Genomic DNA, 17,048 nt, shown 5'->3' with positions numbered 1-17,048 from the left:
CAAAATGAAAACAAATTCTAATAGCTATACAATAATATATTCAGCTGTAATAGTTGTTATCGTAGCATTCCTGCTCGCATTTGTATATCAGGTATTGAAACCTGCTCAGGATGCCAACGTAGCACTTGATCAACAGAAGCAGATTTTGAATTCTCTGAATCTTCGCGATCTCGATAATGAGACAGCCGTAGCAAAATACAAAGAAGTTGTTAAGGCAGAGAAAGAAGTGGATGGTATGAAATACTATGAGTGCGAGATAGACGGTCAGAAGAAGACAGTTTTCTCACTCAAGGGTATGGGGCTCTGGGGAGGTATCTCAGGTTATATCTCTGTGGATGCTGACAACAATACTGTATATGGTGCATACTTCAATCATGAAGGAGAAACTGCCGGACTTGGTGCAGAAATCAAGGACAACGTAAACTGGCAGAAGAAGTTCAATGGTAAGAAGATCTTCAAAGATGGTTCTACAGATATCGCCCTTGGCGTTAAGAAAGAAGTGAAGAACCCTGAGAATGAGGTAGATGCCGTAACAGGTGCAACTCTAACTTCAAATGGTGTAAACGACATGTTGAAGACCTGTCTTGCTAAATATAAACTTGTTAAGAAATAAGGAAATATGTCACTTTTTAGTAAACAAAATAAGGCAGCATTCGTAGAGCCATTAAACCTGAATAACCCTATCATGGTTCAGGTACTTGGTATCTGTAGTGCTCTTGCCGTTACCTCACAGTTGAAGCCTGCTATCGTGATGGGTTTAGCTGTGACAGTTATTACGGCTTTTTCTAATGTAATTATTTCAATCATACGTAACACAATCCCTCAGCGCATTCGTATCATCGTTCAGCTAGTGGTAGTAGCAGCTTTGGTAACTATTGTGAGCCAAGTATTGAAAGCATTTGCGTATGATGTCAGTGTTCAACTTTCGGTATATGTCGGTCTGATCATTACCAACTGCATCCTGATGGGTCGTCTTGAGGCTTTCGCAATGATGAACAAGCCTTGGCCATCATTCCTTGATGGTATCGGCAACGGCCTAGGCTATGCGATGATTCTGTTCGTTGTAGGTGCAGCTCGTGAATTCTTTGGTCGAGGAAGTCTTTTAGGTTTCAAGATCATTCCAGACGCAGTATACAACGCAGGTTATATGAATAATGGTATGATGACAATGTCGGCAATGGCCCTTATCCTTTTAGGATGTGTAATATGGGTACACCGTTCATTCTTTTATAAGGAGGAGAAATAAAAATGGAACACGCAATTAATTTATTCTTCCGTTCGATTTTCGTCGACAATATGATTTTTGCATATTTCTTGGGTATGTGCTCTTTCTTGGCTGTATCTAAGAATGTAAAAACATCATTCGGACTTGGTATGGCAGTGACATTCGTGCTGTTCATCACCGTTCCTGTAGATTACCTCCTTCAGACTAAGGTTCTCGGTCCTGACTGTCTATTCCAAGGAGTTGATTTGAGTTATCTGAGTTTCATTCTCTTTATTGCCGTAATCGCAGGTATGACACAGTTGGTAGAGATGGCAGTAGAAAAGTACTCACCATCATTATACAGTGCTCTTGGAATTTTCCTTCCACTTATCGCTGTTAACTGTGCCATCATGGGTGCTTCTCTTTTCATGCAGCAGCGTATCCAACTTGAAGCAAGTAATACTCAGGCCATTACCAGTGTAGGAGATAGTATCGTATATGCATTAGGTTCAGGTATTGGTTGGACTCTAGCAATCTGTTTGATGGGTGCAATTCGTGAGAAACTTCAGTATAGTGATGTTCCAAAGCCACTTCAGGGTCTTGGTATCACCTTTATCACAGTAGGTTTGATGGCAATGGCTATGCTATGCTTCTCAGGTCTTAAATTCTAATAGGAGGGGAATGAAATGAATACAACTTTTATTATAGCAAGTATAGGAGTCTTTCTGATCACGATTCTCCTGTTGGTTATCATTCTACTTGTTGCAAAGCGTTACCTTTCACCAAGTGGCAATGTAAACATTGAGATCAATGGCGATAAGACTATTAACGTACCTCAGGGTAATAGCTTGATGTCCACTCTTAACGAGAATGGTATCTATTTACCTTCAGCATGTGGTGGTAAAGCCAGTTGTGGTCAGTGTAAGGTACAAGTTCTTGAAGGTGGTGGCGAAATCTTGGATTCAGAGCGTCCACACTTCACTCGTAAGCAAATCAAGGAACATTGGCGTCTTGGATGTCAGTGTAAGGTAAAGGGCGACCTTAAAATTAAGGTTCCAGAAAGCGTTCTTGGTGTTAAGGAGTGGGAGTGTACCGTTATCAGCAACAAGAATGTTTCTAGCTTTATCAAGGAGTTCAAGGTTGCTCTTCCTCCAGGTGAGCATATGGACTTTATTCCAGGTAGTTACGCACAGATTAAGATTCCAGCATACGATTGTATCGATTACGATAAAGATTTTGATAAGGATCTTATTGGTGAGGAATATATCGGAGCATGGAAGAAGTTCAATATCTTCTCGCTCAAGGCTCATAACCCAGAGCCAACAGTGCGAGCTTACTCTATGGCCAATTATCCTGATGAGGGCGATATCATCACTCTTACAGTACGTATCGCATCAACTCCATTTTTGCCACGTCCACAGGTTGGCTTCCAGAATGTACCTACAGGTATAGCCTCTTCTTATATCTTCTCATTGAAGCCAGGTGATAAGGTAATGATGAGTGGTCCTTATGGTGATTTCCATCCTAACTTTACTTCTGGTAAGGAAATGATTTGGATTGGTGGTGGTGCTGGTATGGCTCCTCTTCGTGCACAGATCATGCACATGACAAAGACCTTGCATACTACAGATCGTGAACTTCACTTCTTCTATGGTGCCCGCAGTCTGAACGAAGCATTCTTCATGGAAGACTTCTGGGAATTGGAGAAAGAGTTCCCTAACTTCCACTTGCATCTGAGTCTTGACCGTCCAGATCCTGTAGCAGACGCAGCCGGTGTTAAGTATTACGCAGGTTTCGCAGTAAACTGTGTTCGTGATACCTATCTGAAAGACCATGAGGCTCCGGAGGATTGTGAGTACTATCTCTGTGGACCTCCAATGTTGATTAAGACAGTTACAGAATATCTTGATTCTCTTGGTGTTGATCCAGAGAGTATCATGTATGATAACTTTGGATAAAAGTAGAAATCACTTATTCAATTCTATACATTAATGAGCTCGGTATTGCACCGAGCTCATCTCTTTTCCCCGAACTAATCCCGAAGGCATTCGTATCTGTTTCCATTAGAAAAAGATAGTCTTTTCGGTCTTTAGGATTCTAGAGAGAGGAATCTTTTTCCCAATGGTTTTTATTGTTTGAGCATTTGCCATAGGAATCTGTACGATGATAATACTATCATTCTTTTCACAATATTCTTCTAAACATGTGACGGAAGAATATATTTCATTAAAAATCTCACTATCAGAATTTATCAAGAAAGTTGATTTTTGGATTCTGAAACCACCTTTCCCTTCAATATATTTGGATAGCAAGCCACGCATTTTATCATTGCCGATATCATATAATAGTAAGAATATCATATCTGCTTTTTCATGTTTTGTGCAAACTGTTGAATCTCAAGAAACATTTCAAATCTTCTACTGTTCCCTCTTTCGGATTGTCTAGAGCAAGAAGAAAGATATTCATTAGTCTCTTTTAATAAAATTTGTCTTCCTGGTGCATCTAATATAACGTGAGTTCGACGAATTATAACTATCTGAAAATTTGGTGATTAGCGATTTTATTTGTAACTTTATAGTGTTCAAAATCAAGGATTTACAAACAAAAATCGCTATGATCACTGAGGACAAAGTTACAGAAATTTTCTTTATGGCAGATGAATTCTGCAAGTTTTTTGATGCAATGATGTTAAAATACACCATTAAGGACACAAAAAAGCGTAGTTATCATAGAAAATCCACTCTATCTAAGGCTGAAGTAATGCTGATAATGATACTTTTTCATTCCTCTGGTTATCGTTGTCTGAAGCATTTCTACCTTGAGAAGGTGTGCAAACATTTGCGTCACCTATTCCCTGAAGTAGTATCGTATAACCGTTTTGTAGAACTTGAAAAAGAAGTAGACATTCCTCTGGCTTTGTTTATAAAGAAGGTTCTTTTAGGTAAATGTACCGGCATTAGTTTTGTAGATAGCACTCCACTACGAGTTTGCCGGAATCAGCGCATACACATGCACAAAGTGTTTAAGGGCATTGCTCAAAGAGGTAAATGTTCTATGTGATGGTTCTTTGGTTTTAAACTACATTTGATTTGTAATGAGAAAGGGGAACTTCTGAATTTTATGATAACTCCAGGTGATGTAGACGACCGTGAACCATTGAAATATAAAGCTTTCGTGGAATTCATATATGGAAAGTTAGTTGGAGATAAGGGGTACATCTGCAAAAACCTTTTCCAGAGGTTATTTGTTGATGGTATACAACTTATCACAAAATTGAAAAACAACATGAAAGGAGCTTTGGTAAGTATGTCGGACAAACTATTGCTTAGAAAGAGAGCTATTATTGAAACTGTTAATGACGAACTTAAGAATATAGCACAAGTTGAACACTCCAGACATAGATGTTTTGATAATTTTGTGGTAAATTTACTCGGAGCATTGGCTGCATACTGTCTTTTTCCAAAAAAGCCGTGTATCAATGTACAAAGAACTATTGATACACAGCTAACTTTATTTTGAATTCGTCGAACTCACGTTATGTTATATTCGAGCATATAATCTGCCAGTTGTTTCCCATCTATTAGTACAATCTTTCTAGTGGATTCTTCAGTACACTTTTGGGCAGTCTTAGCATAAGTAGAAGTGGTAATGAAAACACCTTTAGAAGCCTTCTTACCATCCGGTACACCTATAAACTGTTGGATTTCTCGGCTACCTACTGGTACAGTCCATCTTTTAGCTTGTATATAGATGTTATCTAATCCTAGTTTATCTTCCTTTATTATTCCATCTATACCACCATCCTTAGAATACTGGGTAACTAATCCGTAATCATCATTACCACCACCATAGCCCATACCTTTAAGCAGATCTACAACTAGCTTTTCAAAGAATTGTGGTGTTTGCTTCAATACTAAGGCCAACAATTCTTCAGATATATCATCGTTAATCAGTTTGTAAGCACTTTTAAGGTTTTCTATAGGGGTTAATTCTTCTGTAGTGGTAGAAGTTGCGGTATTCTTCTTATTTACTTCTCCTTTAGCATAAGAAGCAAATTCTGGATAAGCCATCAAATCTTCTATACATAATGAAGTATGATTTGCCAGATAATTCTTACCCCTTTGGGGAATATCTATAAATAAAGCCCTACGGAAATACTGTCTAGCCCAGCCTAATCTATCTTCAAACTGATTAGTATTACCAGATTTGGTTTTAGTAGTACAATCATCTTCAGATAGATTAAAATGCTTCTTTACTTTATCCTTTATTTCGGATTTTGTAAGTTTCCCATCTTTTAGGAATAGAAGGAATGGGTATAAGAAATCTTCAAACTTAGGTAGCATAATATCTGGTTTTAAGTTGTTATATCTGGATTATTTTAACTGGTTTATTCTGTTCTTTAGCATAGTCTATGGTAAACTTCGTACCCCTACTAGTGCCATCCCAGAAAGCTAGTACACAATCACATTCATCTACTATCAGCTTATTCCTTCTAGTGGAGCACCCTTACCATACTTATCATAGTTAGGGAAGTATTCTATTAGTTTAAGCCCTTTCTTCTTTGCAAACTCTCTAGCATAGGTATCAGCCCCTTTAGCACCCCCAGAAACTATAGTATCTGGGATGTATTTTAGATATGCTTCTATATCTACTGGGGGACAGGTTCTACTACCTATTATAGCTAGTTTCATTTCGTTCCAAAAAAGACACTATTTTAGATGGAATCTTAGTATCGTTTGGCTTACCTAAATTAACGTAATATTCAACTAGTTTTTCTTTGTTTTTTTTACTAATATTACTAATACCAATAGCATTTATATAATTGATAAGCATCCGAAGATTCGCATCCTTTATTAATGGTGAAAAAAACCTTTTGGATGGTAATATCTTAGCAGAAATACCATTTTCAAAATTAATAGTTTTTATTTTGTCATTATTATAGCATAGAATATTATTGGGGATGGTTTCTCTTATACCCAATAGGTATTCTGCATATTCCCCAACAGGACATATTTCATAATTATCCTTCTCGGCTATTTTTGTCAATACTAAATAAATCGATGGAAAAACAGGCTTTCCATCTTCAATAATTGGATAGCAATATACCCCACGACAAACTCTGATTAAAACATCTTTCGCACAAAGGGTTACTAAAATAGTCCTTATATGGGTATATGATAAGTTTTTTATTTCCCTAAAGTCATCAATAGTTAGAACTGTTCCTCTTTTAATTGTCTTTAAAAGATTAATGACTTTGTACATTCCAGAATCATCAATGATAAAATTAGTAATCATATTCTAATCACGGGCTATTTCTTCAATATCATAAAAACAACAATCATCTGGGAATTTTATATTTGGAATCCATAAAGGATACCCATCCCAACCTTTATCTTTGCTCCCTATTATACGATACATAGTTAAAACTACTTCCTTTTTGTAGCTATCACCCAATGTTCTGTCATTGGGAGATAGTAATGTACCAGTACCTTTAGTAATATCGCGGTCTAATCTTACTATCAATTTACACTTTAATTGAGGCCTTTTGGCCTTCAATCCTTGAATACAGGCAACAAACTTGTTTGTATTGAAATCCTCTATAGTTTCACTCTTAACAAGATTAAGAAGTCTTATAATTAACTCAGGTTCAGCATCTACACTCTTTTCTGATGCGTATTGTGAAATAATCTGATTTATTGTTTCTACATTAATTCTAAGGGGTAATTCGGCAAATAAATTCACGCCACCGTGTATAAAGTTTAGATATTCATTGTCTATGACATTCTTTCGTGTGGGTCGTATATAACTTGGGAAAATAAGTTGGATATTATCAAGATTATCTTCGACTTGCTTAATAAGCATCTCGTTAGAAGCATTAAGGTCGGAAAATAGCTTATATAGTCCTTTCGGAATAAACATACGAACCATCTGCTTTTCCCTATCATATCCAAATATGCGTGAATGTTGCCAAAAAGTATCGGCTTGTGGTGTTTTAGAATTTCTACAATAATATACAGTTTGCAAATTGGGAAAGGTAATACCTCTGCCCAAAGTGTTGCCACCAACTACAATATTAAAACCTTTTGACAAGTCTAATGCATCTGGATTATCAGGATCTCTACATACAAAACTTTTAGAATTTAAAGGAATAACCAATAATTCAGTGTTATCTAGGATTTCAATTACCGATTCTTTAATATCCTCATAATCTTCTAAATCTGGTTTTGTTTGTTGTAAATTTCTCCATTCTGCACGAAGATTTGTATCAAAGGCCTTTTCTTCTGTAGATCTCTGCAAAAGATTAAGATGGTCTTGTATCGTTGTAACAAATTTATTATGTACATTTATCCTCATACTTGGGTGTATCATAAAATTACAATTATACTGACCATTTAGTTTTCTATGGGCGCAGTTAACTAAAAATGAAAAAACACTCCTACTTAGCCCTATTGGGCAAATAACGTCACCCCCTTCTATTATAGAATCAAGTTCATAATCTGGTGTAAATATGGTATTTAGAGATTGTGTCTTGGGATAAAAGTAATTACCACCTAGATAATTATCTCCAGGCTTAAAATAGTAAACAAACTTTGGCCTCCACCCAGACATTGAAGTTTGTAAGATAACTGCTTGTGGAGTTGCGGTTACTTCTATATAGATTGTGTTAGCAGCAGATGCTTTAATTTCCGACAATCTTTTATTAATAGTACTAACTCTGTCTTTATTTACTAATGTGTTAAGACTGGATGCATCAGCTTCATCGTCAAAGATAACGAGGAATAAGCCTTTACATATATTAGTATTTAATAAATGGTTCTTCCATCTTGATAATACACGAGAGTTCTTTTTTAGGACTACTACTGTTGGTTTTATTAGGGATGCTTGTGTTAATAAAGATTCCTCTTTTTCATTTAACACATTAAAACCAGATAGCGAGTTTTTAACTCTATTATATGTCTGCCTATGGAGATCAACATTGTCAGTAGTTAATAGCAAAAATATCTTATATCCTTCATCTGCCATAGCAGAAATAATACCAAGCATTTGGGCAGTTTTCCCACTTTGGACATTGCCAAGGAGTAAAGCATTTAATTGCCTATTAATATCAAAATTCTCATTTATCCTTTGAATAAATGAAGCAGATGTTACGTTAATAGTTTGTACTAACTCTGCATTATCAATCTTGGAAATATACTGATTATGATACATATGCTATACTAAAGATAGAATAAACTTACCCGTTGTCGTTTTTTGTAATCTAAGATGGCTTTTCCCAAATTTTCTCAAAGTATCTTCTGTTACAGGTGTGCCAATTTCCAAAGCGCCATAATTCTCCATTTGTCCTTTTATCCATCGGCCTAATATTTTTAAATCATTTTCTGATCTAAAGTTCTTCGAGTAATCACCTTGCCTTGAACATTCAAATTCATAACCATCGGTGGTTACTACTGTAAATGCACCTTGTTCTTTATCAGGTATTAAATCAATATCAGGCAAATTCTTACCTACAATTATTTCTACTTCATACCATCCTCTTGGACTATACTTCCCTTTAATTTTACCCTTTCCAAAATAGGTGTTTAGGTTGCTCTTTGCTTCAGTCTTTAATGGAATGTCAACATATGCTCCAGTAATAGTGCTTAACTCTTTTTGCAATTGGCTTTTAGTTAGCTTTTTTACATATGAGTAATCTTTTAGCAATTCAAAATCAACCTCTTTGAATTTCTCAATTACAGGCAAATCCTTAAAATCTGTTCCAAGAGCGTTGGTTATCTGCTTAATATATGAATTAATTTGTTTGCCTTCATCGTTCTGAAATAATACATCTGCTTCTATAAGGTTTTGGGATGTACCTACAAAACTACCAAGATTTGACGAACCCACAAATGATGCAAGGCAAGAACTTCCTTGCATAAAAGAATACATTTTACCGTGGTATAATGCTTTGGGTGATAAAAAAACTTTGCCACTATTATACCTTGTTAAGAAACCATCCAATTCTTTAATGGCATTATATTGAGGCTTAGTAAAACCATCTAAATAATTCATACCAATAAACAATGATAGGTTTAATCCTCCCTCACGAAACTCAACAATTTGTTTTAGAGCCGCAATGGAGTCATTAGTAATAAAACCAGTTGCGACATTAAAATCAGTAGCATTATCAACCAATCTATTATATAGACTTGAAATACTTCTTGTATGTACTTGTTGTTGTATAATAGGGTTTGCGGGTAGTAATAATTCCATATGACGACTATTTTGTGATTAGTTTATATCTATCTTCAAATGAAAGATTCATAAGTTGCTTTCTTTGTTCATCAAGATTAACTTTTTCATATTCCCCAAAGAATAATGGTTTTAATGCATTAGCAATAGCGTGTACACCAACAGGGGGTACAGCATTTCCTATTTGTCTTCTAACTTCAGTTGTATTTCCATAGAAGATGAAATCATCAGGGAATGCTTGAATCCTAGCTCTTTCTCTGTTAGTTAAAGGCCTATTTTCTGGATAATGATAGCCCCAAGTTCCGCCACCACCAGCAGCAATTATTGTTTTTGAAGGTTCTCCCCTATGTATTCTTCTATAAACGTGACTAATCATCCCTTTCACATAATACTCGCTATCCTTAGGTATGCAAGTAAAGTTCCCACCTTCAGGAATCAAGCTAATAATTTTTTTTGTCCTTTCTTGAACTTTCAAAAGTTCATTATTATAAGGAACTTTTTCAACACCTTCAAATGCCTCTCCAACAGTTACATAGGGCAATAAACCCTTATCTGTTCCGTGAGTTGGTTTGGGATGTTCGAAATGGAAACCAGTGTCAACTCTAATACCAACTATTAAAACTCGTTCTCTATATTCTGGTACCCCATAATCAGCGAAATTGTAAAGATGTGGAATCACCACATAGCCAGGTTCTATGTTCTGGAAATCCTCAATAATTTGTTTAATTGCTTTTTTCTTATTAGCAGTCAAGATTCCTTTTACATTTTCAGCCACGAATGCTTTGGGTTTCTTAGCGTCAACAAACCTAAGAAAACTTTTATATAAATTTCCACGTTCTCCATTGAGTCCAGGTTGTTTCCAAATAATAGAGAAATCTTGGCAGGGAAAGCCTCCTAGAATTAAATCACAATCAGGTATATTGGGGTCAGTGTAAGGATCTATTTTTTCAATATCACCTTCAACAATTACATTACCAAAATGATTTCTAAAGGTTTCACAAGCCTCGTGTTTGAAATCATTTGCCCATAAAGTTTTGTAGTTCCCGACTTGTTCAAAACCAAGATCGAGTCCACCACATCCAGAAAAAAGTGAAATAATTCTTATTTCTTTTTGTTTCATATCTGATTTGTTTATATTTCCTTTATTGATTGATTTTGCCGCATTTTGCCGCAAAATTACAACTTTAATTTTAATTATAATAAGGTAATACATTTTTTTAACTGCAAAAGTTTGGATATTTCGTGTATTTTACTTTCTAAAGTCCCCAATGGTATTATTTTGCTATCCATCAAAACTATAATACAAAAATCCAGCCCTTTAGGACTGGATTACTATACATATTATATATATAGGTATTATCTAACAAAGAAGTGGTGGCTAGCTACTTCATCTATAGCATCACCATCCGCTTCCAGTGTACCATTGTCACCATCCCTTACTAGTGTCTGGATGGGATAGTAGTTAGCTTTATCTACTGCTTCTGATTCAGGGATGATGGATACTTCCTTATCATCATCTACATATAAGCCTACACCGTCTGTAGGTTCGCTAAGGTATTCTTCTACTGCATCAAATACCTTCTGGCTAAAAGCCCTTAATTCTTGAATGGAATCGTACATAGTCTTATTCTTTATCTGGTTACAAAATTACTACTTTTTCTTCACCTAGTCAGGGAATACACCTACTTTAACTTTCGGTAGGTGTATTCTGGGCTTCAGCCTTTTTCCTTTCACGGTACTTCCTTTTTCTTTCGGCATTACTGGCCTTAGCCTTGTCGGTATCCTTGTGGGCTTCCCTATACTGCTTCTGATAGGCCAGATATGCTTCCCTTCTGTCTGTGGTTTGGTAGGTGGCTACAAACCTTTGGATATATGCACCTTCGGCTTCTACTAATCCCACACCATTAGGGGTGAAATCTGTGTAGATTTTGTGGTTTCTTGAATCCAGAAGGTACTTATGCTTGTTATCCATATAGTCATAGATAGTAATAACGGTAAGCATCTTATTATCTTCCATTCTGTCAATAGTAGCCCACTTAATCATCTGGTGTATGATTTCAAATCTTACCTTATCATCTGTGATTTCGGCTACATTATCAGAAGTACCATTTTCATATTCATCCTTGTACTGGAATAGTAGGTTTTTAAAATCCATAATCTGGCTAGTGAAAGATGCTATCTGGGTATTCTGGGCTTCTATCTTCTTATTCAAGTCGGCTATGAATCTATCTGCCTTAGCAGTATCTATAGTGCCTTCCACATAGGCTTTGTATTCCACCTTTTCAGCTCGTTTCTGGATGGATGCTATTTCTGTCTTTGCCACTTCTATCTTCTGGTTAAGAAGTACTATCTGGGCTTCATAGTATTCCTTTTGGCCTTCTGCCTTCTTATCCATCTTAGCCACATACAAGGGGCTAGCGCAAAGCCACAAAGCGGAATCCACCATATTTATATTAATAGTAGTCTTACATCCACACTTAACACAGTGGTAGAAGTTGTGGCTTTTCACTGCCATCATCACCTTACCACAGTCTGGGCATCTAAGGATACCTTTGCCAAAGTAATAGGTGCTATACTTCTTTTTGGGGGCTATGATATTCTTCTGGGCAATTTCCTTGCACTTTTCAACTATTTCCACTGTGACCAGGGCAGGGTACACATTGCCTTCAGTTTTCAGATTCATCCTACTTCCTTCACTGGATGGTACACCAGCATAGGCAGTATTAGTAAGGATGTGGTTTACGGCTACTTCGGCAGCGTATGCAGATTTATCAGTGAAGATACCCATTTCACGGATTTCTTTGGCTAGGCTTCTGAAGCTATATTTGCCAGTAAGGTACATAGTGTATAGCATCTTCACTACTTCTGCTTCATCATCCTTCGGCACTAAACGCTTTTCTTCATCTACAGTGTAGCCATAAAGGATGAAGCCACCAGTATAGTAAGATTGCTTTCTTCTGGCATCCTTGCTCCTCTTAAAGCGTTCCTTCTTAGTCCTCATTTCGGATTTTGCCATCTGTGAGAAAAGCGTAAATACCACTTCAGCACCTTCATTGATACTGCCATCATCATTAAACAGTCTAATAGATGGATTTTTGATGATTAGTTGCACCTTGTGGGAAGTCAAGTATTCTAGTACGGAAAAGTTAATCTTCTTCCTTCTGGCTATACGGCTTACTTCCCAACAGTACACACAATCCACACCAATACCAGATTCTATGTACTGCTTCATCTGGTTAAGGCCAGCCCTTTCTTCTTCTTCTTCCAGTTTGATACCAGATTCCTTTTCACAGATGGGGATAATGTCTTCAGGCTTGTAGCCATCACTAATAGCCATCTGGTAAATCTCTCGCTCTTGTTCGGTGAATTTGTTATTATTAATTCTGGGTACAAAGGTACATAGAAAATAACACCCCCCAAAAAACATACTAAAGAATTACATTACTTGTAAGAGATGCATTTTTACAAACGATAATCGTATCAACATCACGAATAGGAATTCGATGTTTACCCTCTTCATTGGTAACAATAAAAGCATTATTGCTAATACTGAGTTTTATACCGTAATTGTTTAAAACAAGTTCCATAGGCTTAATTTTATGTTATGTAGCAAAAATAGATTTTATACTTTTTTAATTTAAAGAACCTTTCATTGTTTAATTTTCCATCGATAAAGGTGACTCATAATTTGCGAATTTAGAATTGAAGATAGGGGTAATTATGAATATTAAAAATATGAATAAAATACAACTTGTTGGTAATCAGATGTTTATATGCTTACTGTTTTAATTAAATCATCAAAATATATAGGAATGGCCTTTTCTTCAGTTAACTGCATAGGGCTACATACCTATTCGCGTGAGCTTACGAAGTTAACTTCGTAAGCCGATGAAGTTAACTGCATTCAAGAAATCAGTATTTTCTGGAGTATTTTTTATGTTTTGTGAGGCATAAAACCTCAGTGTACGTTCTAGATGGGCAGAAATAGTTGTCTCTTTTTCTTTTAATACTTGTGAGATAAAGTTTAAATAAAGTGAATAATTACAGTATAGTTAAAGTGCATACTAAAAGTATGTGTAGCAGAGTTTGAATCGTTTTAATCCTTGATAGAATGCGCCTTCTAACATTTCAAATAATTAGCAATGAAGAACTATATTTGTCTTAATCCTTGTTGTAATGGAATATGCTTTCATTTTCGTGATTCTCCTCTTATAAAGGAATTCGAAGGATTTCAAGATACGGAAGATTATAAACCTATTGAACGTATTCTTATAAATCTCACAAATCATCCTTATGAGGATTGGTCTACAGAGCAAAAACAAGCAGCCGTTAGCTTCGGAAATGTGATAGACTTACCATTCCCAATGATATCTCCTGAAGCTAGTTCTGATGAGATCAAGTCTTTGACTAATGAATATGTTCATAAGATAGAAGAAATCTCAGAGAATAAGATAGCAACAGTACATGTTATGGGAGAGATGAATTTTGTATTCTCTATAGTTACAATACTCAAAGCAAATGGGTATAGATGTATTGCTTCGACGACAGATAGAGATGTCCAAATAAATGAGGATGGTATCAAAACTGCAATCTTTAAGTTTCATCAATTCCGTGATTATTAAAAACTTATTAGTTTCTAACTTATATGGGTCATCTGCAGGTGGCCCTTATTCTAGTTTTACATATTAATGACTTTAAACCAACCTTATTAAGCATGTAATTGGATGATTACACAAAACTTTAATGTTTAAAAGTGAATTGTTGTTTTTCAAGATTTAGATGATGAGCGGAATACGGGAATCGAACCCGCCTCCCAGGCTTGGGAAGCCCGTACACTACCGATGTGCTAATTCCGCGAGTGAGCCGATACCGGGACTCGAACCCGGGACCTACGCATTACGAATGCGTTGCTCTACCAACTGAGCCATATCGGCGAAACCGATTGCAAATATACTACTTTTATTTTAAATAACAAAAGATGTCGCGAAAAAATCGCGACATCTTTATATTTTATGAGAAAAATTATTTGAATGTTAATTCTTCTTTATTAGGATTTTTCCCTATCGAGATGGTATCACCAGGCTGAATTTCTCCACTCAAGATCTTTTCGCACACACCGTCTTCGATATATTGTTGGATAGCTCTCTTTAAAGGACGTGCACCAAACTGTACATCATATCCCTTGGTGGCAACAAATTCCTTGGCTTTATCTGTGAGTGCAATATGATATCCTAATCCTTCGATTCTTCCAATAAGTCCTCTTAGTTCTATATCTATAATCTTCTTGATAGCCTCAAGGTCTAATTGGTCGAAGGTGATGATTTCATCAAGTCGATTCAAGAATTCTGGTGAGAATTGCTTACTTAAACTCTTCTGGATGATAGAACGAGCATAAGCTTTATCGTTGTCATCCATTGCTATGCCTGAAGTACCACCAGCGGTGAATCCTACACCATGAGAGAATTCCTTGAGCTGACGTGTGCCGGCATTTGATGTCATGATGATCACGGTATTTCGGAAGTCAACCAATCGACCATTGCCATCGGTAAGTCTACCTTCGTCAAGTACTTGTAATAATAGGTTGAAGACATTACCATGTGCCTTTTCGATCTCATCGAGCAATACGATAGAGTAAGGATGACGGCGTACACGTTCTGTCAATTGACCGCCTTCTTCGTAACCTACATATCCTGGAGGTGCACCAATAAGTCTACTTGTGTTGAAACTTTCGGTGTATTCGCTCATGTCTATACGGATCAAAGCATCAGTAGAGCCAAACATCTGCTCTGCCAATTTCTTAGCGAGGTAGGTTTTACCTACACCTGTCGGACCCAAGAACATGAAGACACCAATAGGGTGGTTAGGGTCTTTTAATCCTACGCGATTTCTTTGAATGGCTTTCACCATCTTGTCGATAGCACTATCTTGGGCGATGACATCATTCTTCAGTATGTTAGCCATATTACGAAGTTTAACGCCTTCGTTTTCTGCCATTCTCTGTACAGGTACTCCTGTTATCATGCTTACTACATCGGCAACCTGTTCGCCGTCTACCTCAACCTTGTCACCAGTTTCTCCCTTTGCCCAACTTGCTTCCAGTTCTTGCAGTTGTTTTTCCATACTCAACTGCTTATCGCGAAATCCAGCAGCTAACTCAAAGTTTTGATTTTGAACAGCACTTTGCTTTTTGTGTTTCAAATCTTCGATTTCTTTCTGTAAATCTGTTATCTCTGGTGGAATAATCGCATTCTTAAGATGTACACGTGAACCTACCTCGTCAAGAACATCAATAGCCTTATCTGGGAAAAATCTGTCAGTGACATATCTATCTGTCAATTTGACACATGCCATTAAAGCCTCGTCAGTATATTTCACATGATGATGAGCTTCATATCTGTCTTTGATATTCTCCAAGATCTGTAAAGTTTCGGTCTTTGTAGTAGGTTCCACCACAACTTTCTGGAAACGACGCTCCAAAGCACCATCCTTTTCGATAGAATTACGATATTCGTCGAGTGTGGTCGCACCAATACATTGTATGGCTCCGCGAGCCAATGCTGGTTTCAAAATGTTGGCAGCGTCCATAGAACCTGGAGCAGAACCAGCTCCTATGATTGTATGAATCTCATCGATGAAGATGATAATGTCTGGGTTGCGCTCCAGTTCCTTGATAAGAGCTTTTATGCGCTCCTCAAACTGACCTCTATACTTTGTGCCTGCTACAATAGAAGTCATATCAAGACTTACTACGCGTTTACCAAATAATACTGGTGAAGTGTTGCGTTTTACAATCAACTGAGCTAATCCCTCTACGATAGCGCTCTTTCCGACACCGGGTTCACCTATTAAGATAGGATTGTTCTTTTTGCGTCGACCTAAGATTTCGGTAACACGTTGTATTTCCTTTTCTCTTCCTACGACAGGATCAAGTTTGTCTTCTTGAGCAGCAGCTGTCAAATCAATAGAGAAATTGTCAAGTACAGGAGTGTTTGATTTTCCTCTTTTTTCTGTTGTCGTTGTGTTCTTGCTATTCTGTGACGACATATTGTTTGCCATCATAGAATCATCCTCTTCATCTTCCTCATCAGGTATTTGTAATCCATCCTCTGTCGGGGTGGAAGTAATCTTCTTGAGGTAGGACAGAGTGTCTTCGTAATTCATATTGTTTTCTTCTAATACTTGTTTTGCTCCATTGTTGGTTTGATCATGAAGCAAAGCAAGCAATAAATGTTGGATGTCGACAATCTGTGTATGCTGCACACGAGCCTCTAACACAGATAGTTTTAATATATTGCTTGCTTGTTGGTTTAATACAAGTTCCGATGTTATTATCGGTTCTTGAATCTCGTCTTCTTTAGCTTTATATTCTAGTTCTTTCTTGATATCTTGTATGTTGATTTCAAAACTAGAAAATAGGTCGGGAATGATGCCATCTCGTTCTCTTAATATTCCGAGAAGAAGATGCTCCGGACCTACTGAACGACTGGCCAGACGAGAAGCCTCCTCGCGTGAGAATGCGAGGATTTCAGAAACTCTAGGCGAAAACTGACTGGTCATTTTGTTATATCCTTTCTTTTTATAGTTCTACATTATCTATACTATCTTGCAAAGATAG

The 17,048-nt window shown here is 36.8% G+C and carries 16 protein-coding genes, 2 tRNA genes and 2 pseudogenes; 6 read left to right on the top strand and 14 right to left on the bottom strand.

Annotated elements, in window-relative coordinates:
- Window positions 1-4: 4 nt before the first annotated feature.
- From K333_RS0103865 to nqrF, 4 genes are read left to right on the top strand one after another with little or no spacing between them, the layout of a single operon-like run.
- The gene (locus K333_RS0103865; RefSeq protein WP_024989352.1) at window positions 5-613 is read left to right on the top strand and encodes an FMN-binding protein; all 609 of its coding nucleotides are present in this window, start codon (window positions 5-7) and stop codon (window positions 611-613) included.
- Between the two features lie 6 nt (window positions 614-619).
- Entirely contained in the window at window positions 620-1,246 is a 627-nt protein-coding gene (locus K333_RS0103860; protein ID WP_027452355.1) for an NADH:ubiquinone reductase (Na(+)-transporting) subunit D, read from the top strand.
- 2 nt (window positions 1,247-1,248) lie between these two features.
- Complete coding sequence (nqrE, locus tag K333_RS0103855) at window positions 1,249-1,875, top strand: NADH:ubiquinone reductase (Na(+)-transporting) subunit E (RefSeq protein ID WP_024989351.1); 627 nt, start codon at window positions 1,249-1,251, stop codon at window positions 1,873-1,875.
- Window positions 1,876-1,890: 15 nt separating this feature from the next.
- Window positions 1,891-3,162, top strand: coding sequence for an NADH:ubiquinone reductase (Na(+)-transporting) subunit F (gene nqrF / locus K333_RS0103850; RefSeq protein WP_024989350.1), 1,272 nt, complete (start codon window positions 1,891-1,893; stop codon window positions 3,160-3,162).
- Between the two features lie 105 nt (window positions 3,163-3,267).
- Here nqrF and cas2 read toward each other — a convergent pair whose 3' ends face one another.
- The gene (gene cas2, locus K333_RS0103845; RefSeq protein ID WP_024989349.1) at window positions 3,268-3,564 is read right to left on the bottom strand and encodes a CRISPR-associated endonuclease Cas2; all 297 of its coding nucleotides are present in this window, start codon (window positions 3,562-3,564) and stop codon (window positions 3,268-3,270) included.
- 253 nt (window positions 3,565-3,817) lie between these two features.
- On the opposite strand from cas2, the pseudogene K333_RS12880 reads away from it, so the two are divergent.
- Window positions 3,818-4,723, top strand: a pseudogene (locus K333_RS12880) (IS982 family transposase).
- A gap of 11 nt (window positions 4,724-4,734) precedes the next feature.
- Here the strand turns inward: K333_RS12880 and K333_RS11880 are convergent.
- From K333_RS11880 to K333_RS13085, 10 genes and pseudogenes are all read right to left on the bottom strand, one after another.
- Complete coding sequence (locus K333_RS11880) at window positions 4,735-5,274, bottom strand: restriction endonuclease (protein WP_244870407.1); 540 nt, start codon at window positions 5,272-5,274, stop codon at window positions 4,735-4,737.
- Between the two features lie 51 nt (window positions 5,275-5,325).
- Window positions 5,326-5,547 (bottom strand): annotated as a pseudogene (locus K333_RS13660) (winged helix-turn-helix domain-containing protein); the annotation flags it as partial.
- A gap of 135 nt (window positions 5,548-5,682) precedes the next feature.
- Window positions 5,683-5,895 carry an SLOG family protein gene (locus tag K333_RS12655; RefSeq protein WP_051230861.1) on the bottom strand — a complete coding sequence of 71 codons (213 nt, stop codon included), beginning with the start codon at window positions 5,893-5,895 and terminating at the stop codon, window positions 5,683-5,685.
- Window positions 5,873-6,499 (bottom strand): DUF6088 family protein, encoded by a 627-nt coding sequence (locus K333_RS0103820; protein WP_024989347.1) that lies wholly within the window; start codon window positions 6,497-6,499, stop codon window positions 5,873-5,875. The genes K333_RS12655 and K333_RS0103820 overlap by 23 nt, the downstream gene beginning before the upstream one ends.
- A gap of 3 nt (window positions 6,500-6,502) precedes the next feature.
- Window positions 6,503-8,413, bottom strand: coding sequence for a Z1 domain-containing protein (locus tag K333_RS0103815; RefSeq protein WP_036889055.1), 1,911 nt, complete (start codon window positions 8,411-8,413; stop codon window positions 6,503-6,505).
- Between the two features lie 3 nt (window positions 8,414-8,416).
- On the bottom strand, window positions 8,417-9,454 hold the full coding sequence (locus K333_RS0103810) for a restriction endonuclease PLD domain-containing protein (RefSeq protein ID WP_024989346.1): 1,038 nt from the start codon (window positions 9,452-9,454) through the stop codon (window positions 8,417-8,419).
- Between the two features lie 7 nt (window positions 9,455-9,461).
- Window positions 9,462-10,553, bottom strand: coding sequence for a DNA cytosine methyltransferase (locus K333_RS0103805; RefSeq protein ID WP_024989345.1), 1,092 nt, complete (start codon window positions 10,551-10,553; stop codon window positions 9,462-9,464).
- A gap of 236 nt (window positions 10,554-10,789) precedes the next feature.
- The gene (locus tag K333_RS0103800; RefSeq protein WP_027452351.1) at window positions 10,790-11,053 is read right to left on the bottom strand and encodes a hypothetical protein; all 264 of its coding nucleotides are present in this window, start codon (window positions 11,051-11,053) and stop codon (window positions 10,790-10,792) included.
- A 67-nt stretch (window positions 11,054-11,120) separates the two neighbouring features.
- Window positions 11,121-12,860: a recombinase family protein gene (locus K333_RS0103795; protein ID WP_081657196.1), complete on the bottom strand. Its 1,740-nt coding sequence runs from the start codon at window positions 12,858-12,860 to the stop codon at window positions 11,121-11,123.
- Window position 12,861: 1 nt separating this feature from the next.
- Entirely contained in the window at window positions 12,862-13,020 is a 159-nt protein-coding gene (locus K333_RS13085) for a CRISPR-associated endonuclease Cas1 (protein ID WP_154652980.1), read from the bottom strand.
- Window positions 13,021-13,575: 555 nt separating this feature from the next.
- On the opposite strand from K333_RS13085, the gene K333_RS0103785 reads away from it, so the two are divergent.
- Window positions 13,576-14,055, top strand: coding sequence for a hypothetical protein (locus tag K333_RS0103785; RefSeq protein WP_081657195.1), 480 nt, complete (start codon window positions 13,576-13,578; stop codon window positions 14,053-14,055).
- Window positions 14,056-14,218: 163 nt separating this feature from the next.
- On the opposite strand, the gene K333_RS0103780 is transcribed toward K333_RS0103785, so the two are convergent.
- From K333_RS0103780 to K333_RS0103770, 3 genes are all read right to left on the bottom strand, one after another.
- Window positions 14,219-14,289, bottom strand: a tRNA-Gly gene (locus tag K333_RS0103780).
- A gap of 5 nt (window positions 14,290-14,294) precedes the next feature.
- Window positions 14,295-14,367 (bottom strand) — tRNA-Thr (locus K333_RS0103775).
- 88 nt (window positions 14,368-14,455) lie between these two features.
- Window positions 14,456-16,990, bottom strand: coding sequence for an ATP-dependent Clp protease ATP-binding subunit (locus K333_RS0103770; RefSeq protein ID WP_024989343.1), 2,535 nt, complete (start codon window positions 16,988-16,990; stop codon window positions 14,456-14,458).
- Window positions 16,991-17,048: the final 58 nt, after the last annotated feature.

Origin of the sequence: Segatella albensis DSM 11370 = JCM 12258 (genome assembly GCF_000426565.1) — a bacterium.
Classification (GTDB): Bacteria; Bacteroidota; Bacteroidia; order Bacteroidales; family Bacteroidaceae; genus Prevotella; species Prevotella albensis.
Note: the sequence above shows the minus strand (reverse complement) of the source record. Positions and strands in the feature narration are given on the sequence as shown.